Source organism: Pseudarthrobacter sp. TE3704, from assembly GCF_056279405.1.
Map to the genome: position 1 here is coordinate 314,803 of NZ_JBWCCJ010000002.1, position 24,503 is coordinate 339,305.

Below are 24,503 nucleotides of genomic sequence, written 5' to 3' on the forward strand. Positions count from 1 at the left end.
TGAGGGATGCGGAGCGGCCGGCAGTTCTGGAGGGGGCGGATGGGACGGGGTGTCTATTCGTTGTCAGGTTTCTGCCTTGTGCTCCTGGCCGCCGCCGGCTGCGGAGGCGCACCGCGGGCCTCCGGTGAGACCGTGGTCTCCGACGTCTTCATCACTGCCTATTCCTGGTACGACAACACTCCCGCGGGCTCCGCCATCATCAGCCACCCTGTCCTGCACAAGGTGGCGGGCGGAACCGGAACGTACGAAGATCCGGTGACCATCGCCGTCGGTCATTCCAAGGAGACGGGCACCAGCGTGCTGGATGTCCCCGCGGGCACCCGCATCTACCTGCCGGACGTACGCCGGTACTTCATCGTGGAGGACGCGTGCGGCGACGGTCCGGCTCCGGAACTGGGGCCCTGCCATACCGGAGCTGAAGAACACGGTGACGCTTCACTGTGGATCGACATGTGGATCGGCGGCGAAGGGGAGAGTATGTCCTTCGCCCAGGGTTGTGCGGTGCAGGTTACCGGTGTGCGGACAGCTGTGTTCAACCCGGGCAGCAACTACGCCGTGGCGCCCGGCAACGGAGTGATCCACGATGGCAAGTGCGATTCCGGCTACGGGAACGGGCTGGTATCCCGTTAGCCTCAACCGTCGTAGGCCTTCTGCAGTTCGGCGATGTCCAGTTTCCGCATGCCCAGCATTGCCTGCATCGCCCGCTGCGAACCCTGGGGATCCGGACCGGCAATCAGCGAGGGGAGGATGGCGGGAACAATCTGCCACGACACCCCGTACCGGTCCCGAAGCCATCCGCACTGGCTTTCCGTGCCGCCGTCGGTCAAAGCAGCCCAGTACCGGTCCACGGCGGCCTGGTCCTCGCAGTCCACCACGAAGGATACCGCTTCGGTGAAACTGGACGTCCGTGCTCCGTTCAGCGCGGTGAAACTGCGTCCTTCCAGTTCGAAGTCGACGGCTATGGCCTCACCTGCCGGCCCCGGCGTTTCCTCCCCGAACCGGGAGATGTCGAGGATTCTTGAATCGTCAAAGACGCTGGTGTAGAACATTGCGGCCTCTTCCGCCTGGTTCTCGAACCAGAGGCAGGTCCCGATCTTCCGTGGCATGGTTGCTCCTTTCGGCTTGAGCCTAGTGCGGATCGCGTCGGCCGGGAACGGGCGGCTAGGCTCGAATGCATGAGTTCCCGGAACCTGTTGCCAGTGAAGCCGCCCTCCGCCCGCCTGGTGACCGCTGCGGCCGTCTCAGACATCGTGCTGATCCTGCTGTTTGCCGCCATTGGACGCGATGCCCACCAGCGCGGGGATGTTGTGGCGGGCGTCCTGCTCACTGCCTGGCCGTTCCTTGCCGGGGCGGCGGCCGGGTGGCTTGCCACCAGGGCGTGGCGGGACCCGTTCTCGGTGCGCAGGACAGGGCTGGGAGTGTGGATTGGCAGCCTGGTGGGCGGGATGCTCCTGCGGGCCGCCACCGGCCAAACAGTTGTGCTCCCCTTCATCATCGTGGCGCTGCTCAGCCTGGGTGTGCTGCTGCTTGGCTACCGTCTGTTGCTGGCCGCCATCCGGCGCAGACGAACCGTGTGACTCCCCGGCCGGGCACCGGGATGGCGCGGCCCTGGCCGCCATGGCTGGTGTAATAGGCTGACAGTACCGAAACGCTTGCCGGGCAATGCCCGCGGCGCAACAGATCCGGAAGGGTTCATCGTGATCACCGCATTCGTTCTGATCAAAACTGACGCTGCCCGTATTCCCGAGACAGCAGAGGAGATCTCCGCGATCGAGGGCATCAGCGAGGTGTATTCAGTGACTGGCGAATGGGACCTGATCGCCGTTGCCCGCGTACCCCGGCACGAAGACCTGGCCGACGTCATTGCCGACAGGCTGTCCAAGGTCCCCGCCGTAGTTCACACCACTACCCACATCGCGTTCCGGGCCTACTCGCAGCACGACCTGGACGCAGCATTTTCACTGGGGTTCGAGCAGTAGGCACCCTTAGGAACTGGTGAGGGAGACCCACTTCTCCAGCACGGCTGCGGCAGCTCCGGAGTCGACCGACGCCGCGGCGCGGCCGTAGGCGTCCTTCATCCGGTCAAGGAACGGCCCTTCGGCCGCAGGGTCAAAAGCCACCAGGCCGGCCGCGGCATTGAGCAGCACCGCATCCCTCGCGGGTCCTTCCTTGCCCGCAAGCACTTCGCGGACCACAGCAGCGTTGGCCTGGGCGTCGCCGCCCCGGAGCTGTTCCACTGTGGCCAGGCTGATCCCCAGGTCCCGGGGATCGAACGTCAGTTCGCCCACAGAACCGTTGCGGATTTCCCACACGGTGGAAGGACCGGTGGTGGTCAGCTCATCGAGGCCGTCATTCCCCCGGAACACCAGGCCGCGGCTTCCGCGCCGGGCCAGGACGCCCGCCACCAGCGGCGCCATCCTCGCATTGGCGACTCCCACTGCCGAAGCCTGCACGTTGGCGGGGTTTGTGAGGGGCCCAAGAAAATTGAAGGCGGTGGGAATGGCAAGTTCGCGCCGCGGAACGGCCGTGTGACGGAACGACGGGTGGAAAACCTGCGCGAAGCAGAAGGTGATTCCCGCCTCTTCGGCATTGCGTGCAACCTGCGGAATGGACAGGTCTAGCCGGACGCCCAGCGCCTCCAGCACATCCGCAGATCCTGACGACGACGATGCCGCCCGGTTGCCGTGCTTGACCACCTTGGCGCCGGCGCCGGCTGCCACAAGGGCGGCCATGGTGGATATGTTCACCGTGTTGAGCTGGTCGCCGCCCGTACCGACGATGTCGAGCTTCTCGCCGGAAATGGCCACCGGGTTGGCGTGGGAAAGCATGGCGTCCACCAGGCCGGACAGCTCCTCCACCGTTTCGCCCTTGGCGCTAAGGGCAACCAGGAAGCCGGCAATCTGTGCAGCCGTGGCCTCCCCCGACATGATGGTGTCCATCGCCCAGGAGGTGTTGTCCGCAGTAAGGTCCCTGCCGCTGATCAATGCCGAGATCAACCGGGGCCAGGTGTTGCCGGACGCTGCAGATGCCTGTGAAGTCACCTCCTGATGCTATCGAGGGATGGCGGGGACTGACCAATATGAACGGCCGCGGGAACTTTTCCCGGCGATTTCGCGTCTTTGTAGAAAAAGTCCCCCGAAAAGGCGGTTTGCGTTGGGCAGCACGGACTTTTACCGACATAATGTCTATGTGACATCTGCGACCCATGCCCCCAGTACCCCGGCGCACCCCACGCTGAACCGCCCCAATATGGTTTCCGTTGGAACCGTTGTGTGGCTGTCCAGCGAGTTGATGTTCTTCGCCGGTCTCTTCGCCATGTACTTCACCCTGCGCTCCACAAGCGCGCAGATGTGGGCGGACGAGACAGCCAAGCTCAACTTCCCCTTTGCGCTCGTTAACACGATCGTCCTCGTGGCCAGTTCCTTCACTTGCCAGATGGGCGTCTTCGCCGCTGAGCGGCTCCAGCCGCGCCGGACCGGGGGTGCGTTCCAGTTCTCCCGCTGGGGAATGAACGAATGGTTCACCCTGACGTTCCTCATGGGCGCGTTCTTCGTCGCCGGCCAGGCCACCGAATACGCAATGCTCGTCTCCGAGCACGTATCGCTGTCCTCCAACGCCTACGGCTCGGCCTTCTACATGACAACGGGCTTCCACGGCCTCCACGTCATCGGCGGCCTGATCGCCTTCCTGCTCATCATGGGCCGGTCATTTGCTGCGAAGAAGTTCGGTCACTTCGAGGCAACGTCCGCGATCGTCACCTCGTACTACTGGCACTTCGTGGACGTTGTGTGGATCGGCCTCTTCCTGGTCATCTACGTACTCAAGTAGCCAGCTTTGATTCTTTTTCTACAAGAGGCAGAATTTCAGGTAGCGGCTCCCGGAGCCGGCGCAGGAACGAATAAAGGAACCACCACGTGAAGGCACTCTCACAAAAGCGGCGTCACCCACTTGCAGCCATAGCGCTGCTCCTGATGGGTCTCCTCCTCACGGGTGGGCTCTATGCCGTCGCCACCACCGTCAACGAGGCCAAGGCTTCCACCACCACCTACAGCGCAAACGACGTTGAGGAAGGCGGCAAGCTCTTCGCCGCCAACTGCGCCACGTGCCACGGTATGGGCGCCAGCGGCAGCCAGGACGGTCCTTCACTGGTGGGCGTGGGTGCCGCTGCGGTTGACTTCCAGGTGGGCACCGGGCGCATGCCGATGCAGATGAACGGCCCTCAGGCCCTGGAGAAGCCGGTCCAGTTCAACGATGAACAGACCCACCAGCTTTCAGCCTATGTCGCTTCCCTGGGAGCCGGCCCGGCAATCCCTGAGGAAGAACTGCTGGATGAGGGTGGCAACGCCGCTGAGGGTGGCGAACTGTTCCGCACCAACTGCGCCATGTGCCACAACGCTGCTGCCGCCGGCGGTGCACTGACCCGCGGCAAGTTTGCTCCGGCACTGTCTGACACGTCCGGAAAGCACATCTACGAGGCCATGGTCACCGGCCCGCAGAACATGCCCGTCTTCAGTGATTCCAACATCACTCCCGAAGGCAAGCGCGACATCATCACCTTCCTGAAGCAGATCGAGACCAGCGGCTCCCCCGGCGGCGCTGACCTTGGCTCCCTTGGTCCCGTCGCAGAAGGCCTGTTTGTCTGGGTTGCCGGCCTGGGTGTCATCATCGCCTTCACCATCTGGCTGACCTCCCGTACGTCCTGACGTCCGGCAACGCACCACAAACTTCTGCTGCCCTGTCAGCAGGTTGATATTAGAAACTAACCCGGCAACCGCCGGGACGAGAGAAGGATGAGGCGAATTATGGGCAACCATAGTGACGGCAGTCCGAACCACTCGGGCACCGTAGCTACGGCTGGTCAGAATGAGGTGGAGAAGTTCCAGGACCCTGGAATTCCCCCGCACCGTTTGCGCCTGGCTGACACGGACCCGAAGGCCGCAAAGCGGGCAGAACGGCAGGTCGCCTTACTATTTGGCATCTCTGTTGTTGGAACCCTGATCTTCCTGGTGGCGTACTTTGCCATCGATCTGGGGCCTGGAGACTCAACCATTGACACCATCCGGATCCAGAACATGCTCCTGGGTCTTGGAACGGCCTTTGCGATGCTTGGCATCGGCACCGGCATCGTGCACTGGGCCAAGGCCCTGATGCCGGACCATGAAGTCTCCGAGGAACGCCACGCCATCCGCTACGAAGAGGACCGGCAGGCTGCCGTCCGCATCGTTGACGACATCGTGGAAGAGACGGGCATCAAGCGCCGTCCGCTGATCCGGAACACCCTGCTCGGTGCCGTGGCACTCGCACCGCTTCCGGCAGTTGCCATCTTCGGCGACCTCGGACCGCGTCCGGACAACAAGCTTGCCCACACCATGTGGGCTCCCCAGGACGGGCAGCTCAAGCGTCTCGCCCGTGACCCCGACGGTACGCCCATCAAGGCATCGGACGTCACCATCGGCTCGGCATTCCACGTCATCCCCGAGGGCCTGAACGAACTCCACGAGGGCAAGCTGAACGAGAAGGCCAAGGCAGTTGTACTGCTGATGCGCCTTGATCCCGCGTCGCTGAACCCTTCTGCGGGACGCGAGGACTGGGGATACAACGGAATCGTTGCCTACTCCAAGATCTGCACCCACGTCGGGTGCCCTGTTGCTCTTTACGAGCAGCAGACGCACCACCTGCTGTGCCCGTGCCACCAGTCCACCTTTGACCTCACGCAGGAGTGCAAGGTGATCTTCGGCCCCGCCAGCCGTCCTCTCCCCCAGCTGCCCATCGCAGTTGATGACGAGGGCTACCTGGTCGCCACCAGCGACTTCAAAGAACCCGTAGGACCAAGTTACTGGGAGCGTGATATGCATGAGCGCAGCATCAACAGCTGAGCCCGCTTTCGTCGCCAAAACCAAGACAGGCCGGTTCACCGACTTCGTCGATGCACGTGTTGGCGGTTCCGGAATCCTCCGGGAATTCGGCCGCAAGGTCTTCCCGGACCACTGGTCCTTCATGTTCGGCGAAGTGGCACTGTACTCCTTCGTCATCCTGCTCCTCTCGGGCACGTTCCTGACGTTCTTCTTCGATCCGTCCATGGCGGAGACGCATTACGACGGCTCCTACGTTCCCCTCAAGGGCGTCGAAATGTCGGTGGCGTACAACTCGTCGCTGGACATCTCCTTTGACGTCCGCGGCGGCCTCTTCATGCGCCAGGTCCACCACTGGGCGGCACTGCTGTTCGTGGCTTCCATCGCCGTGCACATGCTGAGGGTCTTCTTCACCGGAGCGTTCCGCAAGCCCCGTGAAATGAACTGGGTTGTGGGTGGCGTGCTCCTCATCCTCGCGATGGCTGCCGGCTTCACCGGCTACTCCCTCCCCGATGACCTGCTTTCCGGCAACGGCCTGCGCATCATCGACGGCGTGATCAAGTCCATCCCGGTGATCGGAACGTACATCTCGTTCTTCCTGTTTGGCGGGGAGTTCCCGGGAACGGCCATCATCGGCCGCCTGTACATGCTGCACATCCTGCTTGTACCGGCACTGATCCTGCTGATGATCGTGCTGCACCTCTTCATGGTGGTCGTTCACAAGCACACCCAGTACCCCGGCCCGGGCCGCAACGACAACAACGTTGTCGGCTACCCTCTGGGACCTGTCTACGCCGCCAAGGCCGGTGGCTTCTTCTTCATCGTGTTCGGTGTCCTGGCCCTGATGGCCGGTTTCTTCACCATCAACCCGATCTGGAACTACGGCCCGTACGATCCCTCGCCCGTGTCAGCCGGTACCCAGCCCGACTGGTACATCGGTTTCGTTGACGGCGCCCTGCGCCTGATGCCCGGCACCTTGGGCAACTGGCAGGTGGAGCAGGACTGGTTCGGCTTCGTCTTCAGCTTCAACGTCCTACTTCCGGCCCTCGTGCCTGCCGGCATCCTCTTCACCGTGATGTTCATGTACCCGTGGATCGAGCGGTGGATCACCAAGGACGACCGCGAGCACCACGTCCTGGACCGCCCCCGCAACGCCCCGACCCGTACGGCGATCGGCATGGCAGGGTTCGTCTGGTACTGCGTGATGTGGGCAGCTGCAGGTTCCGACCTCATCGCCACGCACTTCGGTGTCTCCCTGAACGATGTCACGTACTGGCTGCGAGCCCTGTTCTTCATCGGCCCGATCATTGCGTTCATCGTCACCAAGCGTGTTGCCCTGGCCCTCCAGCGCAAGGACCGCGAGATCGCACTCCACGGCCGCGAGACCGGCCGCATCGTCCGTCTCCCCCATGGCGAATTCATCGAGGTCCACGCACCTCTGGATGAGTACAAGCGCTACAAACTGGTGGGATTCGAGTCGCCTGAGGTGCTCCCGGCCGTGCCGAACGAGCACGGTGTGGTGACCAGCAAGGAGAAGCGCCGCGCGTTCCTCTCCAAGTGGTTCTTCGAGGACCGCGTTGCTCCCGCCACTCCTGCAGAGCTGGAAGCTGCCCACGGCCATGGTCACGCAGCGGTTGAAGCCCCCGAAGAAGCAAAGAGCCTGTCCCACTAAGCTCCGCGTACAGACAGCAAGAGGCCCGGTCCAGATGGACCGGGCCTCTTCTGTTTTCCTGTTCGGCAGGCTTCAGGCAGGCGGGCGCAAGCAGCACGCCAGGATTCCCGCCAGGTCTAGTGGTTCCGCGCCCGGCGTGCTCCGGGACGCTGCAGGGGAACCCACAGCTTGTACCTGTCAGCCCGGTAGTAGGACACCGAATAGTCCACCATTGCCCGGGCAACGAAGGCGTGCCGCTGGATTTTCAGCAACGGAGACCCGACCTCCACATTTAGCAGCCGGGCCGTGGACGGCGAAGCAGCGGTGGCCTCGATCATGTCCTCGCCCCACTCCATCACCAGCCCGAATTGCTCGCTGAGGACGTTATACAGTGACGTCGGCGGTTCACCATCCAGGAGTCCGGGCACCCGGTGGGCAGGAATGAAGTTTTCATCAACGCTCATGGGCTCACCATCAGCGAGCAGCAGCCGGCGGAAGCGCACCAGCGGCGTCCCTTCGTCCAGCTGCAGTTCACGCGCGAGGAAGGCGCTGGCGCCGATCTGTTCGAAGCTGAGGACTTTGGCTGCCGGGACCATGCCACGGCGCTGCATCTCCTCGCTGTAGGAGGTCAGCTTTACCTGAAGGTCCAGTTTTGGGCGGCGGACAAAGGTGCCAAGTCCCACCACCCGTTCAATGACCTCTTCACCCACCAGCGCGTCAATCGCCTGGCGGACGGTCATCCGGGCAAGTCCGAACCGCTCCGCAAGATCCCGTTCAGAGGGCAGCGCAGAACCCGGCGGGCAGGACTCAGCGATGTAGCCCCGCAGGATCTCCCGCAGCTGGACATAGATCGCCGTGCCGCTGGCACGGTCAATCTCGCCCCTGATCCCCTTAGCGCCAACCGCCATGGTCTGTCTCCCTGCCGTCGATTTTCCCCTTCAATCGTAGGGCAGGTCTAGACCAGCTCCGTGCAGCCGATACCTTCTTTGGCAGTGGACGATGCAGGCCAGCTATATTTGGTCAGGAAATTCTGTTACCGACGGATGGGGGCCGTCACGACGAAGGAGTCCCCTTTGCCAACACACAAGGCCGTGGTCACGGCGTCCGTCGGCCTGCACGCACGGCCGGCAGCCATCTTTGTCCGGGCCGTCACCGACACCGGGCTTCCTGTGACGATCGCCAAAGCCGGTATCAACGGCGTGGATGCCCGGTCGTTGCTTCACGTGATGACTGCTGACTTCCACCACGGGTGCGAGGTGGAATTGGGCATCAGCGAGAACGCCTTGAACGGGGCTGTAAGCCGCGAAAAGGCGGAAGATGCCCTCCGGGGCCTTGCCGTCCTTCTGGAGTCGCAGGGCGCGCTGTAGACGGAACTGGGCTCGAAGAAAAACAGAGCGGGCATGAACAGCAACGACGTCGGGCCCCACCTAAGGTGGGGCCCGACGTCGTTGTTTGCTATCTGATGCCTAATGGGCGTGGTCTCCGCGGCTGTACTCGTACACCCAGCCGACGAGGGCTACAACAGCCAGACCGGCCGCGATGTAGACGATCCAGAAGCCGACGGCCAGGCCAAGGAATCCGCCTGCGCAGGCGAGGCCAAGCACCAGCGGCCACCAGCTCCAGGGGCTGAAGTGGCCCTGTTCGCCGGCGCCTTCGTGGATTTCAGCGTCGCTGCGGTCCTCGGGACGCAAGCCGACGCGCTTGCCGGTGAAGCCGAGGTATCCGCCGATCATGCCGGCGAGGCCGCCGACCAGCAGGATGCCCAGGATGCCTACCCATTCGCCCCAGTTGGTCAGGAAACCGTAAACCAGTGCTACCGGGACAAAGAAGAAGACTCCGGCTCCAAAGATCCAAGATTCGATTTTCACTGTGCGGTGTCCTTCTGGTCGGCGTTACCCAGCGCCTGGGCTGCAGGAGCCGGGGATTCAACGGTGTGGACCTGGCGGAGTTCAGGATGGTGCAGGTCCAGGGCGGGACGCTCGGAACGGATCCGGGGCAGGGAGGTGAAGTTGTGGCGCGGCGGCGGGCAGGACGTAGCCCACTCGAGTGAGGCACCGAAGCCCCAGGGATCGTCCACCTGCACCTTTTCGGCGCTGCGCCAGGTGATGTACACGTTCCAGAAGAACGGGATCAGTGAAGCACCCAGGACGAAGGACGCCACGGTGGAGAACTGGTTCATCCAGGTGAAGTTGTCCTCCACGAGGTAGTCGGCGTACCGGCGGGGCATGCCTTCGACACCCAGCCAGTGCTGGATGAGGAACGTGCCGTGGAAGCCGAGGAAGAGGAGCCAGAAGTGGATCTTGCCGAGACGCTCGTTGAGCATCTTGCCGGTCCACTTGGGCCACCAGAAGTAGAACCCGGCGAACATCGCGAACACCACGGTGCCGAACACCACGTAGTGGAAGTGCGCCACCACGAAGTAGGAGTCGGACACGTGGAAGTCCAGCGGCGGGGAGGCCAGGATGATGCCGGTCAGGCCGCCGAAGAGGAACGTGATGAGGAAGCCGATGCTCCACAGCATGGGAGTCTCGAAGGTCAGAGATCCGCGCCACATGGTGCCGATCCAGTTGAAGAACTTCACGCCGGTGGGTACCGCGATGAGCATGGTCATGAACGCGAAGAACGGGAGCAGCACGGAGCCTGTGACGTACATGTGGTGGGCCCACACCGTCACGGACAGGGCTGCAATGGCGATGGTCGCGTAGACCAGGCCCTTGTAGCCGAAGATCGGCTTGCGGCTGAAGACCGGGAAGATCTCGGACACGATGCCGAAGAACGGCAGCGCGATGATGTACACCTCGGGGTGGCCGAAGAACCAGAACAGGTGCTGCCACAGGACAGCGCCGCCGTTCTCGGGGTCGAAGATGTGTGCACCGAAGCGCCGGTCCGCGCCAAGGGCGAACAGGGCTGCGGCCAGCGGCGGGAACGCCATGAGGACCAGGATGGCCGTGACCAGGGTGTTCCAGGTGAAGATCGGCATCCGCCACATGGTCATGCCGGGGGCGCGCATGCAGATGATGGTGGTGATGAAGTTGACCGCACCGAGGATGGTGCCGAAGCCGGACAGTGCCAGGCCGAAGACCCACAGGTCGCCACCGATGCCGGGGCTGAACGTGGTGTTGGACAACGGCGCGTAGGCGAACCAGCCGAACGAGGCAGCACCCTGCGGGGTGATGAAGCCGGAGACGGCGATGCTGGAGCCGAACAGGAAGAACCAGAACGCCAGGGCGTTCAGGCGCGGGAAGGCAACGTCCGGGGCGCCGATCTGCAGCGGCATGATGACGTTCGCAAACCCTGCGAACAGCGGGGTTGCGAACATGAGCAGCATAACGGTGCCGTGCATGGTGAACAGCTGGTTGTACTGCTCTTTGGTCTGCAGGATCTGCATGCCGGGCTCAAAGAGTTCGGCACGGATCAGCAGCGCCATGACGCCGCCGAGGCAGAAGAACACAAAGGATGCGATCAGGTACATGTACCCGATGGTTTTGTGGTCAGTGGAGGTGATCCAGTTGACGACGATGCGTCCCTTGGATTTGGGAACCACGGGAGCCGTCAGGACTCCGGTGGGTGCGGATTGAGTGTACGTAGCCACGTCGCTCCCCTTACTTAATTTCGTTCAGGTTCGGGTTGCGGTCGTACTCCACACCGAGGAGGCCCGTGTTGCCGGCTGCCTTCAGCCCGTCCATGTGGGCCTGGAATTCAGATTCCGACACCACCTTGACGCGGAACAGCATTTCGGAGTGGTACTCGCCGCAGAGTTCGGCGCACTTGCCGTCGTAGGTGCCCTCTTTAGTGGGGGTAAACCGGATGTAGTTGGTCTTGCCCGGGATCATGTCGCGCTTCTGAAGGAAGGCGGGAACCCAGAAGGAGTGGATGACGTCGCGTGCGTTCAGTTCCAGGTCAACGGACTTGTTCACCGGCAGGTACAGGGTGGGGAGCTGTTCCTTGTCAATGGTGTTTCCGGTGAGGTGCGCCTGGACGCCGGCCTCGTGGACGTCTTCTTCGATGACGTCGCCGGCCTTGTAGTTAAAGTCCCAGGCCCACTGCTTGCCGCGGACGTCAACAACGACGTCGGCGGGCTGGGAGCGGTCATCAATGGCCTGCTGGTCGCGGTCGGTGAAGTAGAAGAACACCAGGACCATGAACAGCGGGATGGTCAGGTAAAAGACTTCCAGGGGCAGGTTGAAGCTGGTCTGCCGCGGGAACCCGACGGTGCCCTTGCGGCGACGGTAGGCCACCAGGCACCAGACGATCAGGCCCCAGGTAATGATGCCCACAACAAGGGCGGCAATCCATGAGTTGACCCAGAGGTCCATGATGCGGTCGGTGTTGCTGGTGGTGCCACGTTCAGTGGGCAGCCACCCTTTCTCTACCTCTGGCGAACATCCGGTCAAAACCAACGCGCCGGCAATAGCCAAGCCTGTGATCGTTGTGATCGTTTTGCGTCGGCTGCCGGTTCGGTTCTGCGAACTCACAGACGGCCCTTCCTACTTGTTGCTGTTGTCCGGGCAGCCATCGGCGCCCCGGGCACACTAAAAGTTTTACTACTCGGTGTAGAGCTTACCGCTCCGCCGGGCGTTTCGCCCACATGTCGGCGCCGTGCCCCCATGCCAATGTTGATGGCAGGAGACACGGCGCCGGCATCGGGCGAAATAACCGGCCTAGTGGAAGGAATCTCCACAGGCGCAGGAGCCGCCGGCGTTCGGGTTGTCGATGGTGAAGCCCTGCTTCGAGATGGTGTCTTCGAAGTCGATGCTGGCGCCGCTGAGGTACGGGACGCTCATCTTGTCAACCACGACTTCGACGCCGTCGTAGTCGCGGACGGCGTCCCCGTCGAGGAGCCGCTCGTCAAAGTAGAGCTGGTAGATCAGTCCGGAGCAGCCGCCGGGCTGCACGGCAACCCGAAGGCGCAGATCCGTACGGCCCTCCTGCTCGAGAAGACTGCGGACCTTGCCTGCGGCGACGTCGGTCAGCTTGACCTCGTGGACCGGCAGTTCGCCGGCAGCGCTGGTGGTTTCGGTGCTGTTCTCATTGGTTGCGGTGCTCATTGGCCTACCTTCTTAGGACGGGTCCTGGCGGCGCCGCCGTGGCGGTGCCAGCCCCTACGGATTGGGTATGGGCTATAGCTACATGCTACGTCGGACAGCCGTGTAGCTCTAACTCCTCACGTAACCATGGAAGGCCCCCGGTTGTTCCCGCCGACGGTGATTTTCAGGCCCCGGACCCCTGGAGCCCGTCCCTGTTGAGGCGGGCCAGCATCAGGGCTTCGGCCAGGATTGCCTTCCGGAAGTCGCCAAGGTGCAGGGACTCATTGGCACTGTGCGCGCGCGAATCCGGATCCTCCACGCCCGTGACCAGGATCTGTGCGTGCGGATAGAGCTCCAGCAGGTCGGCGATGAAGGGAATGGAACCGCCGATCCCCGTCTCCACGGCGGGCACGCCCCACGCTTCACCCAGCGCCCACATGGCCACGGTGGCAGCCGCCGAGGACGTGTCAGTCTGGAACGGGTTGCCGCTCTCCCCCGGGGTGAATATGACCTTCGCGCCAAAGGGCGCATTGGCCTCCACGTGCCGGCGCACTGCCTCCATGGCTTCCGACGGGACCTGCCCCGGAGCCAGCCGCAGGCTGAACTTGGCGCGCGCACGGGGCAGGAGGGTATTGGATGCCACGTCGACGCCGGGGGCGTCGAATCCGATGATGGACAGCGCGGGCTTGGTCCAAAGGCGCGAGGCGATGCTGCCTGACCCTGCCAGGCGTACGCCGTCGAGCACTGACGCATCGGCGCGGTAGTCCGCCTCCGGCAGGTCCACTGCGGCGTTGTCCGTTGCCACGAGTCCTTCGATGGCGACGTTGCCTTCGTGGTCGTGCAGGGTGGCAATCAGGCGGGAAAGCAGCGTGGGGGCATCCAGCACGGGGCCGCCGTACATACCGGAGTGGACGGCATGCTTCAGCACCTGGACCTCAATGACCCCGTCAACAAGCCCGCGCAGGCTGGTGGTGAGCGCGGGTATGCCCACTTTCCAGTTGCTGGAATCGGCAACGACAATAACATCGGCGCGGAGCAGCTCGCGGTTGGCTTCGAGGAACGGGCGGAAAGTGGGAGAACCGGCTTCCTCCTCCCCTTCAAAGAAGAAGGTGACGCCCAGGCCGAGCGCATCCGCCAGTACTTCGGAAACAGCCGCGTAGGCTGCCACGTGTGCCATGATGCCGGCTTTGTCGTCCGCTGCGCCGCGGCCGTACAGCCTGCCGTCCTTTTCCACTGCAGTGAAGGGCTTCGATTCCCAGAGGGTTTCGTCCCCTGCCGGCTGGACGTCATGGTGGGCGTACAAGAGGATGGTGGGTTTGCCCGCCGCGGGGGCGCGGCGGGCGACGACGGCGGGGCCTCCCGGGGTGCCGTCCGGTTTGTTGCACGCAAGGATCTGCACCCCGTCCAGCCCTGCGCCGCGGAGCAGTTCCGCAACGGCTTCTGCACTCCTTTCCAGCGGTGCCCGGTCAAAGCTGGGCCAGGCGATCCCTGGGATGGCAACAAGCTCCTTGAGGCGGCTCAGCGTGCGGTCGAAGGAGCGGTCAATGGAGTTCCTGAGGTCTTCGGTCCAGGAGCTTTCGTCAAGGCCCGGGATTGTGGGGCCGCTGGAGTTGTGCGGGGTGGCCGTCGGCGATGAAGTCATGGCGGAAACATTACTCCCGTCACATCCGCCTCCAGCGGAAGCGCCGCCCAACAGGCATTCCTTGCCCGCCCGCAAGGTATTCTGTTGTGGTGTTCGGACGTAAAAAGGAAGCGCCTTCGGCGCAGGAACCAGTAGACCAGCAGGCTGCGGAAGCGGCGGCGCGGCAAGGCGGCGTGGCGGGCAAGGGCGCCCCGACTCCCACCCGCCGGGCGCAGGAGGCGGCCCGCAGGCGTCCGCTGGTGCCGGAGGACCGCAAGGCGTCCAAGGCGGCTGAGCGCCAGGCTGTCCAGGACCAGCGGCAAAAGATGCGCCAGGCACTGGATACGGGTGACGAGAAATTCCTCCCCCTGCGTGATAAGGGCCCCCAGAAGCGCTTCGCGCGTGATTTCGTGGATGCCCGGTTCAGCCTGGGCGAGTACCTCATGTTCGGCGCGCTCGTTTTTGTCCTGGTGTCGCTGGTGGTGCCGGCGTCCAGCGACCTGATGATTTATGTCCTGGGCGGATTCTGGGTGATGTTCCTGGCCGTCTTCATCGACGTCTTCATCCTGTCCCGCAAGCTCCGCAAGCGGCTGACGGAAAAGTTCGGCGAGGTGGAGCGCGGCACTGTGTGGTACGGCTCCATGCGCTCGCTGCAGTTCCGCAAGCTCCGGCTGCCCAAGCCCCAGGTCAAGCGCGGACAGTACCCGGCCTGATCCGTCGGGTCCACCCACACCAACAACAATGAGCAAACCCCGGCGGTATGAACCGCCGGGGTTAGTCGTTTAAGGAGCCGCGGACCCCGCTGCTCCTGGCAGGGTGGTCAGGACCGGCGGTTCTTCGCAAGCTGGCGGTTGATCCGGGCTGCCCAGAACGGTCCCTCATAAAGGAATGCCGTGTAGCCCTGGACGAGCGTTGCCCCGGCGTCGAGCCGTTCCTGGACATCCTGTGCTGTTTCCACGCCGCCCACGGCCACGAGGGTCAGTTCGCCGCGTGTTGCTTCCTTCAGGCGCCGCAGGACGTCCAGGGACCGCTGCTTGAGGGGCGCGCCGGAGAGCCCGCCGGCGCCGCATTCTTCCACCTGGTCCGCCGGGGAGGTGAGGCCATCCCTGGCAATGGTTGTGTTCGTGGCGATGATGCCGTCCAGCTTCAGGTCCAGGGCGAGGCGGGCGACGTCGTCGATATCCTCATCGCTGAGGTCGGGCGCGATCTTCACCAGCAGCGGCACGTGGCGCCCCGCTGCCCGGTCAGCCTCTTCCCCTACTGCGGTGAGCAGGGGCCGCAGGGTCTCCACATCCTGCAGCAACCGCAGGCCGGGAGTGTTCGGGGAACTGACGTTGACCACCAGGTAGTCGGCGGCAGGGGCGAGGCTGCGGGCACTGACCAGGTAGTCGTCCACCGCGTCGGCGAGCTCCACCACTTTGGTCTTGCCGATATTGACCCCGATCACGGGCCGAACCCCGCGGTGCCTGCGCTGCAGCGCAGCCCGGGAAGCCTTTAGACGGGGTGCCACCGCGTGGGCGCCGTCGTTGTTGAATCCCATCCGGTTGATAACGGCACGGTCCTGGACCAGGCGGAAGAGCCGCGGCTTTTCGTTTCCGGGCTGGGCCTGGCCGGTGATGGTGCCTACCTCCACATGGCCGAAGCCCAGCTCGGTGAGGGCCTCGATGCCGTGCCCTTCCTTGTCAAAGCCGGCAGCCAGGCCAAACGGCGACGGGAAGGTGACCCCGAAGGCGGTGGTTTGCAGGGACGGCGCAGGTGCCGTCAGCTTCTGCAGGACCTTGCCGGCGCCGGAGGCATGCGCAAACCGGATGCCTTTGAACCCGATTTTGTGGGCGCGCTCGGCGTCCATCCATGAAAAGGCCAGCCTGAAGAAAGTGGGATAAACGCGCATGCCACCAGTCTTCCGTCTCCGGCGTCCCAGACCAAAATGGTACAGACCAAATGCTTTGCCCGATTAGCATGAAGCCATGGAGTGGCAGCCGGACATCCTGGGTGAGGAGTTCGAGTCCTGCGCCTTTGTGGCCGCCGGGGACGACGGCGTGGAGCGGACTGCGACGCTGGTCCGGTTCCGCCCGGCGAACCACTCAGGTTCGGCCCGGCAGGCCCGCAGGGCAGTCCTTTTCCTGCACGGCTGGAGCGACTACTTCTTCAATGTGGACCTGGCGCGCTTCTGGTCCGGCGCAGGCTATGACTTCTATGCACTGGACATGCACAACCACGGCCGGAGCCTGCGCCCCGAAGACCCGGGCGGGTACGTTGCAAACCTCGCGGACTACGACGCGGAAATTGACGTGGCGTGCCGGCTCATCAGCGGGGAGGGCGGACCGGGGCCACTGACACTGATGGGGCATTCCACCGGCGGACTGGTGGCGGTCCTGTGGGCCAGCAAACACCCGGACGCGGTGTCACAGCTGATCCTCAACAGCCCATGGCTGGAGATGCACGGGAGCACCCTGGTGCGGCTGGCGGCTTCCGGCATGGTGGGACCCGTAGCCCGGTTCCGTCCCGAGGCTGTGCTCCGGCTGCCGGAGCGGGGCTTCTACTGGCGCACCATCAGCAGCGCCGCTGACGGGGAATGGGCCCTGGATGAACGGTACCGTCCGCCCATGGCCTTTCCCGTGCGGGCCGGGTGGCTGAACGCGGTGCTGGCGGGCCACGCCCGCGTGGCCCGCGGCCTTGATATCGAGGTGCCCATCCTGGTCCTGCTGTCCCGCGGAAGTGCGAACGGACTTTTCTGGTCTGAGGAGATGCGGCGGACCGACGCCGTGCTTGATGTGCATGTCATTGGCGCACGCGCGCTTACCCTTGGCCGCACAGTTACCGTGGAGCGGATCGACGGCGCCCTGCACGACGTGTTCCTCTCCCCCGCCGCTGTTCGTGCCGACGCGTATGCCCGCCTGGCCCGCTGGCTTAAGGCCTACGGGGACCAGGACCGGACCGACGGGCGATAAGGAATACCGTCCGTATCCACGGGGGGCAGCTAGGACGTGGCCGGGCTTTCCACGGCGGCACCAACGGGCTTCGCAGCGTCCACGGCGCCGCCGTACCGGCGGTCCCGCCGCGCGTACTCTTCAACGGCAGCCCAAAGGGTCCGCCGGTCGACGTCAGGCCACAGGGTATCCATGAACACGAACTCTGCATACGCGGACTGCCACAGCAGGAAGTTGGACAGCCGCTGTTCCCCCGAGCTGCGCAGGAAGAGGTCCACATCGGGAAGGTCCGGCTCGTCAAGATATTTCTGTATGGTCCGCTCGGTGATGGCGCCGGGCTTGATCCTTCCCGCTGCCACCTCGGCAGCGATTGCGGACACGGCGTCCGTGATCTCCGCTCGGCCGCCGTAATTAACACACATGGTCAACGTGCAGGTGCTGTTGCCCGCGGTGAATTCCTCCGCCTCCTCCAGCTCGCGGATGACCGAGCCCCAAAGCTTGGGCCGGCGGCCGGACCAGCGGACGCGCACTCCCCATTCGTCGAGCTGGTTCCGCTGGCGGCGCAGCACATCCTTGTTAAATCCCATGAGGAAGCGGACTTCCTCAGGCGACCGCCGCCAGTTCTCGGTGGAGAAGGCGTAGACGCTGACGTACTCGATCCCGAGCTCGATGGCCCCTGCCATGACGTCCAGCAGCGCGGGTTCGCCGGCTTTGTGTCCCTCGATCCGCGGCAGTCCGCGCTGGTTGGCCCACCGGCCGTTGCCGTCCATAACGATGGCCACGTGCCGCGGGATGAACTCTGCCGGAATGGTCGGCGCCACGGCGCCTGACGGATGCGGGTAGGGGGCCACCACCGGGTGGGTGCGCCGGCGGGATGTGTTGGTCTTTTTGCCCAGGGCCACTGTCAGCTACGCTCCACATGCTTGAGGGATTTGAGAACTCGTTCGAGGTGCCATTGCAGGTAGGCCGCCACCAGGCCTGCCGCCTCCTTGCGGTGGACCGGCAGCGATCCGTCCGCTGTGGGCCAGTCGCCCGTGAGCAGGGCTGCCAGCAGTACCACTGTTTCAGGGGCGGGCGCGGGCGATCCCGGAGGCCGGCATCCGCTGCAGACCATGCCGCCGAGCGGGGCAGCGAACGCGGTATGGGGACCCGGCTGCCCGCAGCGGGCACAGTCGGTGAAACTTGGGGCCCAGCCGCCGGTGGCCAGCGCCCGCAGCAGGTAGGAATCGAGGATGAGGCCGGCGGCGTGCTCATTCCTGCTCAGGGCGGCCAGGGCCCCTACCAGCAGGTTGTACTGCGCAGTGCCGGATTCGCCGTCCGCGTCTGTGAGCTTCTCGGCGGTCTCGGTCATGGCCGCGGCCACGGTGTACCGGCCGTAGTCAGCGGCGATGCTTCCCCCGTAGGCCCCTTTGGCGACGGCCTGGGTGACAATGTCCAGGGTGCGGCCGGACACCAGCTGAAGGTCAGCGACCATGAAGGGTTCCAGCCGCGCACCGAACCGGCTGCTCGTGCGGCGGACGCCTTTGGCGACGGCCCGGACCTGGCCGTGGTGCTTGGTCAGCAGCGTGATGATGCGGTCGGCCTCGCCCAGCTTGTGGGTGCGGAGCACGACGGCGTCGTCCCGGTACGCGCGGGAGGCGAAAGACTGTTGGGCCACGCTTTTATCTTCCCATCACCTGCGGGCGTGCGGCTGCCGGACGCTGCCGTGCCACCGGGATGACCCGGCGGCACGGCAGGAAGGGCATCAGGACTGTGCGTCGCGGATGGCGCGGTTCACGGCGGAGATGACGGCCTTCAGGGACGACATGCTGGTGTTGGCATCGATGCCCACACCCCACAGGACCCGCTCCCCCACGGCACATTCCACGTAGGCGGCGGCCATCGCGTTGCCGCCTTCGGAGAGTGCGTGCTCGCTGTAGTCGAGCACCCGGACGTCCACGCCGTCCTCCCGCAGGATGCTCAGCAGCGCGGCGATGGGTCCGTTGCCGGTGCCCGTCCGGCTGACCTGCGCACCGTCAACGGTGAGGGACGCGTGAAGCGTCATGCCGCCGTCGTCGTCCGTTTCGGTTTTGACGGCACCCAGGGAGTAGCGGCCCCACTGCCCGTCAGCTTTGCCGGACGGCAGGTATTCGTCCTGGAAGACCTGCCACAGCTGGGCCCCGCTGACTTCGCCGCCCACGGTGTCGGTGCGCTTCTGGATGACGCCGGAGAACTCGATCTGGGCGCGGCGCGGCAGGTCCAGGCTGTGTTCGTTCTTGAGCAGGTAGGCCACACCGCCCTTGCCGGACTGGGAGTTGACCCGGATAACTGCCTCGTAGCTGCGGCCCAGGTCCTTGGGGTCCACAGGCAGGTACGGGACCTGCCAGGTGAAGTCCGCCACGTCCTTGCCGGCCGCGGCGGCGTCGCGCTCCAGGGCCTCGAAACCCTTCTTGATGGCGTCCTGGTGGGAACCGGAGAAGGCGGTGAAGACCAGGTCGCCGCCGTACGGGGAACGCTCGGGGACGGGCAGCTGGTTGCAGTATTCGACGGTGCGGCGGACATCGTCGATGTTCGAGAAGTCGATCATGGGGTCGATGCCCTGCACGAAGAGGTTCAGGCCCAGGGTGACCAGGTCCACGTTCCCGGTCCTCTCACCGTTGCCGAAGAGGCAGCCTTCGATCCTGTCGGCGCCGGCCATATAGCCGAGTTCGGCGGCCGCCACGCCCGTGCCGCGGTCATTGTGCGGGTGCAGGGAGAGGATGATTCCTTCGCGCGGGTGCAGGTGCCGGCTCATCCACTCGATGGAATCGGCGTAAACATTGGGGGTGGCCATCTCCACAGTGGCGGGCAGGTTGATGATGACCTGCCGGTCGGCGGAAGCCTCAAACACGTCGGCGACGGCGTTGCACACGCGGACGGCATACTCCAGTTCCGTTCCGGTAAAGGACTCCGGGGAGTATTCGTAGGTGACGTGCGTGTCCGCGAGGGTTTCCTCGTACTTCTTGCACAGCCGCGCGCCCTGCAGCGCGATGTCCAGGATTCCGTCCTCGTCCTGGTTGAAGACGACCCTGCGCTGCAGGACGGAGGTGGAGTTGTAGAGGTGGACGATGGCCTGCTTGGCCCCGACCAGGGATTCGTAGGTCCGCTCGATCAGGTGTTCGCGGGCCTGCGTGAGGACCTGGATGGTGACGTCATCCGGAATGTGGTTGCCCTCGATGAGCTGGCGGACGAAGTCGAAGTCGGTCTGGGACGCGGACGGGAAACCGACCTCGATCTCCTTGTAGCCCATGCGGACCAGCAGATCGAACATCTTCATCTTGCGGGCCGGGCTCATGGGGTCGATCAGTGCCTGGTTGCCGTCCCGCAGGTCCACAGCACACCAGCGGGGAGCTTTGGTAATGATCTTGTCCGGCCAGGTGCGGTCCGGCAGTTCCACTTTGATCTGGTCCTGGAACGGCGTGTACCGGTGGGCAGGCATTCCTGAGGGCTTTTGTGCGTTTCGCATTACTGGGGGCCTTTTCTGGAGATCTTCATTGAAAGGGTGGCCGGGCAACACAAACTCCGCAGCGAGGGTGGGCCTTGCGCTAGATCGCTGAGGCCTCGCCGCGGCAGCTAAGGAGAAGGAGCTCTGCACGCACCATTTGAGGGTAACACGCGTGCGTAAGATGAAAGGGCACTACCGTCCGTAAAGTCCACCATGCAGACCCTTCCGGTGTTCCATCCGGCCGCGGCTTTCAGCAAAAGGAGTTTCAGTGCCCATTTCCGGGATCGACCTGTCCACCATTGATCACACGGTCCGGCCGCAGGATGACCTGTACCAGCACATAAACGGTGCATGGCTTAAGGCCACGGAAATTCCCGACGACCGACCCCTGGAAGGCACGTTCACCGCATTGCGGGACGGTTCCGAAATCGCCGTCCGGGACATTATTGAGGAAGCAGCCGCCAAGGCCGATGCTGCCAGCGGAATCGAGCGGAAGATCGGCGGCCTGTACAACAGCTTCATGGATGAGGCTGCTGTGGAAGCCAAAGGCATGGAGCCTATCCGCCCGCGGCTCGCCGAGGTTTTCGCCACGACGTCCACCGCTGACCTCATAGCTTTGGCCGGCCGGCTGTTCCGCTCCGACGTGGGCGGTCTTTTTTATATCTACCCTGCCCCGGATGCCGGGAATCCGGACCGCGTCCTGCTGTACACGGGACAGGGCGGCCTGGGACTTCCCGACGAGTCGTACTACCGGGAAGAGAAGTTCGCCCCCATGGTCTCCGCGTACACGGCGCATGTGCAGACCATGCTCGAGTTGGCGGACGTGGCGGATGCGGAAGGCGCGGCCGGACGGGTGGTTGGGCTCGAAACAAAGCTGGCGTCGCACCATTGGGACAACGTCACCCTCCGGGATCCGCAGAAGACCTACAACCTGAAAACGGCTGAGGAAGCATTTGCTCTGTTCCCGCACCTGGCCACATGGTTCGACGCCGCCGGCATTGAACCGGACAAGCGGCAGGAAATTGTGGTGAGCACGCCGGACTTCTTTGCCGGCGCGGCGGGGCTCGTCGAGTCCGAGCCGTTGTCCACGTGGCAGGAGTGGCTCGCCATGCGGGTCATCAGCGCAGCGGCACCTTACCTGTCCTCTGCTTTCGTGGACGCGAATTTCGCCTTCTACGGCACCACCATCAGCGGGACGCCCCGGAACAAGGACCGCTGGAAGCGCGGGGTAGGCGTTGTGGAGGCAGCCCTGGGCGAAGCCGTTGGCCAGATCTACGTCGCCCGGCATTTCCCGGAGACGCACAAGGCCCGGATGCAGACGCTGGTGGCCAACCTCATCGAGGCCTACCGCCGCAGCATCACGGACGTGGGCTGGATGGGTGAGGACACCAAGGCGGAGGCCCTCCGGAAGCTTGAGGGGTTCCGGGCAAAGATCGGCTTCCCCGATGAATGGATTGACTACTCCGCCGTGGAGATTGATCCCGCCGACCTGCTGGGCAATGTGGAGCGGGCCCATAATGCCGACGTCGACCGGCACCTTGACGAGGTGGGCAAGCCGGTGGACCTCAACAAGTGGCTCATGACCCCGCAGACGGTCAACGCCTATTACCACCCGATGATGAACGAGATTGTGTTCCCGGCGGCCATCCTGCAGCCCCCGTTCTTCACGGCGGACGCCGATGACGCCGTCAATTACGGCGGCATCGGCGCCGTGATTGGCCACGAGATCGGCCACGGCTTCGACGACCAGGGCTCCCAGTTCGACGGCGGAGGCACGCTGCGGAACTGGTGGACGGAGGAGGACCGCCAGGCGTTCGAGCAGCTCACCGCGAAACTGGTGGCCCAGTTCGATGCGCTGGCACCCACCGCGGCACCGGACCACCGCGTCAACGGCCGGCTCACGCTCGGCGAGAACATCGGCGACCTGGCCGGGCTGGCAATCGCGTACAAGGCCTACCAGATCAGCCTGGACGGCAAGGAACCCGAGGTCCTGGACGGGCTCACCGGGCAGCAGCGCTTCTTTGCTTCATGGGCCGCCGGCTGGCGCCAGGTGATCCGGCAGGAAGAGGCAATCCGCAGGCTTGCCACGGACCCCCACTCCCCCAACGAGTTCCGGACGAACGCCATCGTGAAGAACCTGGACGCCTTCCACGAGGCGTTTGAGGTCACCGAAGAGGACGGCATGTGGATGCCGCCGGCGGAGCGCGTCAGCATCTGGTGACGGCCAAGCAGGACAACTGAATCGGGGCCCGCCTTCCAGCGGGCCCCGATCCAGTTAAGCAGCCTGGCTTTATTCAGAAACGATGAGGTACGGGTTCGCCTGCTGGCAGGTCTCGTCGCCCGCCGTCTGGTTGACAATGTTTTCCGGCAGCGGCGCCGCCGCGCCGTACGCGGTTCCCGTCGTGAAATCAGTACCCAGGTAGACCTGGACTCCTGAAACTGCGGGAAGGGCAACGGTCTGCCCGGCCGGGATCCCGAGTACCGCGGCAACGTCGGCCGCGACATCAGCGAAGCCGGGACCGTAGTAGACCACCGACTGCGCCACCGCTGTTGCCTCAAACTGGGCAGCCTGTGTGAAGCCCCCGGAGATCAGCGCCTGGACAATTTCCTGGGAACGCCCGGGGACGCCGGTGCCGTTCGCCACCGTGACAGGCTGAAGTGCCTTGTCATAGGGCGGCTGGGCCGGGGCAGTTTCGGTCGGGGCGGCCGACGGCGGGGCGGTTTCGCTCGGCGATGGCGTTGCGGGAGCGGTGGGGTCGGTCAGGTCGACGTCCTTGCGGAGTGCAGCAAAGAGCTGGGAGCCGGCCGGCTCGGCGATCTGGAGCCTGTTGGGGTCAAGGTCTGCAGGGGCGGTGGGGACGGCGACGAACGCCACCTTGCTGATGTCGATGTCCTTGAGCCGGTTGCCGATGGTCAGCAGGGTGGGAACCGAGGCCAGCCCTTCATCCACGGTCAAGTTCTGGGTAACGACGTCGGCGATCTTCAGCATCTTGCCGGGATCGGACAAGGTGCCGTCGTCCTTGATTTTCCGCGTCAGCGAGGAGAGGAAGCCCTGCTGGGCCTTGATGCGGCCCAGGTCGCCGCCGTCGGCAAAGGCGTGGCGGGTGCGCAGGAACGCAAGGGCCTGCTCTCCCTGGACCATGGAGGTGCCCGCAGGCAGCCGAAGCCGGGAGTCGGGGTCATACACGGCGTCGCTGATGCAGACTTCCACGCCGCCAACGGCGTTGGAGAGTTCCTTCACGGCGTTGAAGTCGGCCATCATGAAGTGGTCCACCTCCAGCCCGGTGATCCTGTTGACGGTATCCACGGCGCAGCCGATGCCGGCTTCCGTCATCGCCTCGTTGATCATGACGCCGCTGCGGGCAGGGTATTCCGTACCGGTTTCCCCGTCTTTGCACTCGGGAATGTCCACCAGGAGGTCACGCGGGAAGCTGATCACGCTGACGCGCTTGTTGTCCTCGGAGATGTCCATGAGCATCATGACGTCCGACTTGCCGTAGCCTGCGGAAAGGTCGGCTTCCCCGTACTCGGCGTTCTTCCCGTCGCGGGTGTCCGAGCCCAGGATGAGGATCTGCATCCTGCCGGTCGCGTCGCTGACCGTCTCACTGTTGCCCCCGCCCGCGTTCAGCGGGGCCTTGGAAATATTGCCCTGCAGGCGCAGGTACCAAAAGCCGGCGAAAGCGATGCCTCCCACGATGACCAGGGACAGGACGGCGGTGACAACCTTCAGCCACACCGGCATCCCACGGAGGGAGCCAAGGTGGCGCGCGGCCCCGGAAGTGCCATCGTCCGCATGGCGGGACACAGGTCCTGTTCCGGATGACACGTCAGCCCTGTCGTCGCGCAAGTCGCGGCCTCGCCCCACGTGGTGAACCTTCCTCTAAAAATCGAAATCCGGTCCATATTAGTGGCCCAGTCTGGGAATTGCCCGGCAGCCCTCTGCAGGGGCACCCGGTGAA

24 protein-coding genes are annotated in these 24,503 nt (G+C 64.4%); 11 read left to right on the forward strand and 13 right to left on the reverse strand.

Annotated elements, in window-relative coordinates:
- The first annotated feature begins 39 nt into the window (after positions 1–39).
- Positions 40–630 (forward strand): hypothetical protein, encoded by a 591-nt coding sequence (locus ACZ9BC_RS05420; RefSeq protein WP_476245076.1) that lies wholly within the window; start codon positions 40–42, stop codon positions 628–630.
- A gap of 2 nt (positions 631–632) precedes the next feature.
- On the opposite strand, the gene ACZ9BC_RS05425 is transcribed toward ACZ9BC_RS05420, so the two are convergent.
- Positions 633–1,106 (reverse strand): VOC family protein, encoded by a 474-nt coding sequence (locus ACZ9BC_RS05425; RefSeq protein WP_476245077.1) that lies wholly within the window; start codon positions 1,104–1,106, stop codon positions 633–635.
- 69 nt (positions 1,107–1,175) lie between these two features.
- Here ACZ9BC_RS05425 and ACZ9BC_RS05430 point away from each other — a divergent pair, with 69 nt between their 5' ends.
- Positions 1,176–1,577 (forward strand): DUF3054 domain-containing protein, encoded by a 402-nt coding sequence (locus tag ACZ9BC_RS05430; RefSeq protein WP_476245078.1) that lies wholly within the window; start codon positions 1,176–1,178, stop codon positions 1,575–1,577.
- Between the two features lie 120 nt (positions 1,578–1,697).
- Positions 1,698–1,979 (forward strand): Lrp/AsnC family transcriptional regulator, encoded by a 282-nt coding sequence (locus tag ACZ9BC_RS05435; protein ID WP_050687163.1) that lies wholly within the window; start codon positions 1,698–1,700, stop codon positions 1,977–1,979.
- Between the two features lie 6 nt (positions 1,980–1,985).
- Here the strand turns inward: ACZ9BC_RS05435 and trpD are convergent, their stop codons facing one another.
- The gene (trpD, locus tag ACZ9BC_RS05440; protein ID WP_476245079.1) at positions 1,986–3,041 is read right to left on the reverse strand and encodes an anthranilate phosphoribosyltransferase; all 1,056 of its coding nucleotides are present in this window, start codon (positions 3,039–3,041) and stop codon (positions 1,986–1,988) included.
- Positions 3,042–3,189: 148 nt separating this feature from the next.
- On the opposite strand from trpD, the gene ctaE reads away from it, so the two are divergent.
- The 4 genes from ctaE (at position 3,190) to qcrB (ending at position 7,524) form a co-directional block, all read left to right on the forward strand.
- Positions 3,190–3,828: an aa3-type cytochrome oxidase subunit III gene (gene ctaE / locus ACZ9BC_RS05445; RefSeq protein ID WP_476245080.1), complete on the forward strand. Its 639-nt coding sequence runs from the start codon at positions 3,190–3,192 to the stop codon at positions 3,826–3,828.
- An 86-nt stretch (positions 3,829–3,914) separates the two neighbouring features.
- Complete coding sequence (gene qcrC / locus ACZ9BC_RS05450) at positions 3,915–4,703, forward strand: cytochrome bc1 complex diheme cytochrome c subunit (protein ID WP_476245081.1); 789 nt, start codon at positions 3,915–3,917, stop codon at positions 4,701–4,703.
- Between the two features lie 99 nt (positions 4,704–4,802).
- Complete coding sequence (qcrA, locus tag ACZ9BC_RS05455) at positions 4,803–5,876, forward strand: cytochrome bc1 complex Rieske iron-sulfur subunit (RefSeq protein WP_079596157.1); 1,074 nt, start codon at positions 4,803–4,805, stop codon at positions 5,874–5,876.
- Positions 5,854–7,524, forward strand: a complete 1,671-nt coding sequence (qcrB, locus tag ACZ9BC_RS05460) for a cytochrome bc1 complex cytochrome b subunit (protein ID WP_079596158.1) — start codon at positions 5,854–5,856, stop codon at positions 7,522–7,524. The genes qcrA and qcrB overlap by 23 nt, the downstream gene beginning before the upstream one ends.
- Before the next feature lie 116 nt (positions 7,525–7,640).
- On the opposite strand, the gene ACZ9BC_RS05465 is transcribed toward qcrB, so the two are convergent.
- Positions 7,641–8,411: a GntR family transcriptional regulator gene (locus tag ACZ9BC_RS05465; RefSeq protein WP_476245082.1), complete on the reverse strand. Its 771-nt coding sequence runs from the start codon at positions 8,409–8,411 to the stop codon at positions 7,641–7,643.
- Positions 8,412–8,576: 165 nt separating this feature from the next.
- On the opposite strand from ACZ9BC_RS05465, the gene ACZ9BC_RS05470 reads away from it, so the two are divergent.
- Positions 8,577–8,870 (forward strand): HPr family phosphocarrier protein, encoded by a 294-nt coding sequence (locus ACZ9BC_RS05470; RefSeq protein WP_476245083.1) that lies wholly within the window; start codon positions 8,577–8,579, stop codon positions 8,868–8,870.
- 99 nt (positions 8,871–8,969) lie between these two features.
- Here the strand turns inward: ACZ9BC_RS05470 and ACZ9BC_RS05475 are convergent, their stop codons facing one another.
- The 5 genes from ACZ9BC_RS05475 to ACZ9BC_RS05495 form a co-directional block, all read right to left on the reverse strand.
- On the reverse strand, positions 8,970–9,371 hold the full coding sequence (locus ACZ9BC_RS05475; RefSeq protein ID WP_079596161.1) for a cytochrome c oxidase subunit 4: 402 nt from the start codon (positions 9,369–9,371) through the stop codon (positions 8,970–8,972).
- Positions 9,368–11,095, reverse strand: a complete 1,728-nt coding sequence (gene ctaD, locus ACZ9BC_RS05480) for an aa3-type cytochrome oxidase subunit I (protein ID WP_115525777.1) — start codon at positions 11,093–11,095, stop codon at positions 9,368–9,370. The genes ACZ9BC_RS05475 and ctaD overlap by 4 nt, the downstream gene beginning before the upstream one ends.
- Before the next feature lie 10 nt (positions 11,096–11,105).
- Complete coding sequence (gene ctaC, locus ACZ9BC_RS05485; protein WP_079596163.1) at positions 11,106–11,978, reverse strand: aa3-type cytochrome oxidase subunit II; 873 nt, start codon at positions 11,976–11,978, stop codon at positions 11,106–11,108.
- A 186-nt stretch (positions 11,979–12,164) separates the two neighbouring features.
- Positions 12,165–12,551 (reverse strand): HesB/IscA family protein, encoded by a 387-nt coding sequence (locus tag ACZ9BC_RS05490; protein ID WP_079596164.1) that lies wholly within the window; start codon positions 12,549–12,551, stop codon positions 12,165–12,167.
- Positions 12,552–12,714: 163 nt separating this feature from the next.
- The gene (locus ACZ9BC_RS05495; RefSeq protein ID WP_476245084.1) at positions 12,715–14,172 is read right to left on the reverse strand and encodes a M20/M25/M40 family metallo-hydrolase; all 1,458 of its coding nucleotides are present in this window, start codon (positions 14,170–14,172) and stop codon (positions 12,715–12,717) included.
- 89 nt (positions 14,173–14,261) lie between these two features.
- Between ACZ9BC_RS05495 and ACZ9BC_RS05500 the strand changes: the two genes are divergently transcribed.
- Positions 14,262–14,864 (forward strand): DUF3043 domain-containing protein, encoded by a 603-nt coding sequence (locus tag ACZ9BC_RS05500; RefSeq protein WP_476245085.1) that lies wholly within the window; start codon positions 14,262–14,264, stop codon positions 14,862–14,864.
- A 107-nt stretch (positions 14,865–14,971) separates the two neighbouring features.
- Here ACZ9BC_RS05500 and ACZ9BC_RS05505 read toward each other — a convergent pair whose 3' ends face one another.
- Positions 14,972–16,042 (reverse strand): quinone-dependent dihydroorotate dehydrogenase, encoded by a 1,071-nt coding sequence (locus tag ACZ9BC_RS05505; RefSeq protein WP_476245086.1) that lies wholly within the window; start codon positions 16,040–16,042, stop codon positions 14,972–14,974.
- Positions 16,043–16,118: 76 nt separating this feature from the next.
- Between ACZ9BC_RS05505 and ACZ9BC_RS05510 the strand changes: the two genes are divergently transcribed.
- Positions 16,119–17,102: an alpha/beta hydrolase gene (locus tag ACZ9BC_RS05510; RefSeq protein ID WP_476245087.1), complete on the forward strand. Its 984-nt coding sequence runs from the start codon at positions 16,119–16,121 to the stop codon at positions 17,100–17,102.
- Between the two features lie 29 nt (positions 17,103–17,131).
- On the opposite strand, the gene ACZ9BC_RS05515 is transcribed toward ACZ9BC_RS05510, so the two are convergent.
- The 3 genes from ACZ9BC_RS05515 to leuA form a co-directional block, all read right to left on the reverse strand.
- Positions 17,132–17,983 (reverse strand): isoprenyl transferase, encoded by an 852-nt coding sequence (locus ACZ9BC_RS05515; RefSeq protein ID WP_476245088.1) that lies wholly within the window; start codon positions 17,981–17,983, stop codon positions 17,132–17,134.
- Positions 17,984–17,985: 2 nt separating this feature from the next.
- The gene (gene recO, locus ACZ9BC_RS05520) at positions 17,986–18,738 is read right to left on the reverse strand and encodes a DNA repair protein RecO (RefSeq protein ID WP_079596169.1); all 753 of its coding nucleotides are present in this window, start codon (positions 18,736–18,738) and stop codon (positions 17,986–17,988) included.
- 87 nt (positions 18,739–18,825) lie between these two features.
- Positions 18,826–20,565: a 2-isopropylmalate synthase gene (gene leuA / locus ACZ9BC_RS05525; protein ID WP_079596170.1), complete on the reverse strand. Its 1,740-nt coding sequence runs from the start codon at positions 20,563–20,565 to the stop codon at positions 18,826–18,828.
- A 247-nt stretch (positions 20,566–20,812) separates the two neighbouring features.
- Between leuA and ACZ9BC_RS05530 the strand changes: the two genes are divergently transcribed.
- On the forward strand, positions 20,813–22,765 hold the full coding sequence (locus ACZ9BC_RS05530; RefSeq protein ID WP_476245089.1) for a M13 family metallopeptidase: 1,953 nt from the start codon (positions 20,813–20,815) through the stop codon (positions 22,763–22,765).
- Positions 22,766–22,834: 69 nt separating this feature from the next.
- On the opposite strand, the gene ACZ9BC_RS05535 is transcribed toward ACZ9BC_RS05530, so the two are convergent.
- A complete protein-coding gene (locus ACZ9BC_RS05535) occupies positions 22,835–24,409 on the reverse strand; it encodes an LCP family protein (RefSeq protein ID WP_476245090.1) in 1,575 nt (524 codons plus the stop codon).
- Between the last annotated feature and the right edge of the window lie 94 nt (positions 24,410–24,503).

Coding starts and splice junctions, on each gene's coding strand:
- leuA (WP_079596170.1), bottom strand. CDS start 20,565: ATGCGAAACGCACAAAAGCCCTCAGGAATGCCTGCCCACCGGTACACG.
- ACZ9BC_RS05490 (WP_079596164.1), bottom strand. CDS start 12,551: ATGAGCACCGCAACCAATGAGAACAGCACCGAAACCACCAGCGCTGCC.
- ACZ9BC_RS05420 (WP_476245076.1), top strand. CDS start 40: ATGGGACGGGGTGTCTATTCGTTGTCAGGTTTCTGCCTTGTGCTCCTG.
- qcrB (WP_079596158.1), top strand. CDS start 5,854: ATGAGCGCAGCATCAACAGCTGAGCCCGCTTTCGTCGCCAAAACCAAG.
- ACZ9BC_RS05505 (WP_476245086.1), bottom strand. CDS start 16,042: ATGCGCGTTTATCCCACTTTCTTCAGGCTGGCCTTTTCATGGATGGAC.
- qcrA (WP_079596157.1), top strand. CDS start 4,803: ATGGGCAACCATAGTGACGGCAGTCCGAACCACTCGGGCACCGTAGCT.
- ACZ9BC_RS05425 (WP_476245077.1), bottom strand. CDS start 1,106: ATGCCACGGAAGATCGGGACCTGCCTCTGGTTCGAGAACCAGGCGGAA.
- ACZ9BC_RS05430 (WP_476245078.1), top strand. CDS start 1,176: ATGAGTTCCCGGAACCTGTTGCCAGTGAAGCCGCCCTCCGCCCGCCTG.
- ACZ9BC_RS05495 (WP_476245084.1), bottom strand. CDS start 14,172: ATGACTTCATCGCCGACGGCCACCCCGCACAACTCCAGCGGCCCCACA.
- ACZ9BC_RS05510 (WP_476245087.1), top strand. CDS start 16,119: ATGGAGTGGCAGCCGGACATCCTGGGTGAGGAGTTCGAGTCCTGCGCC.
- ACZ9BC_RS05465 (WP_476245082.1), bottom strand. CDS start 8,411: ATGGCGGTTGGCGCTAAGGGGATCAGGGGCGAGATTGACCGTGCCAGC.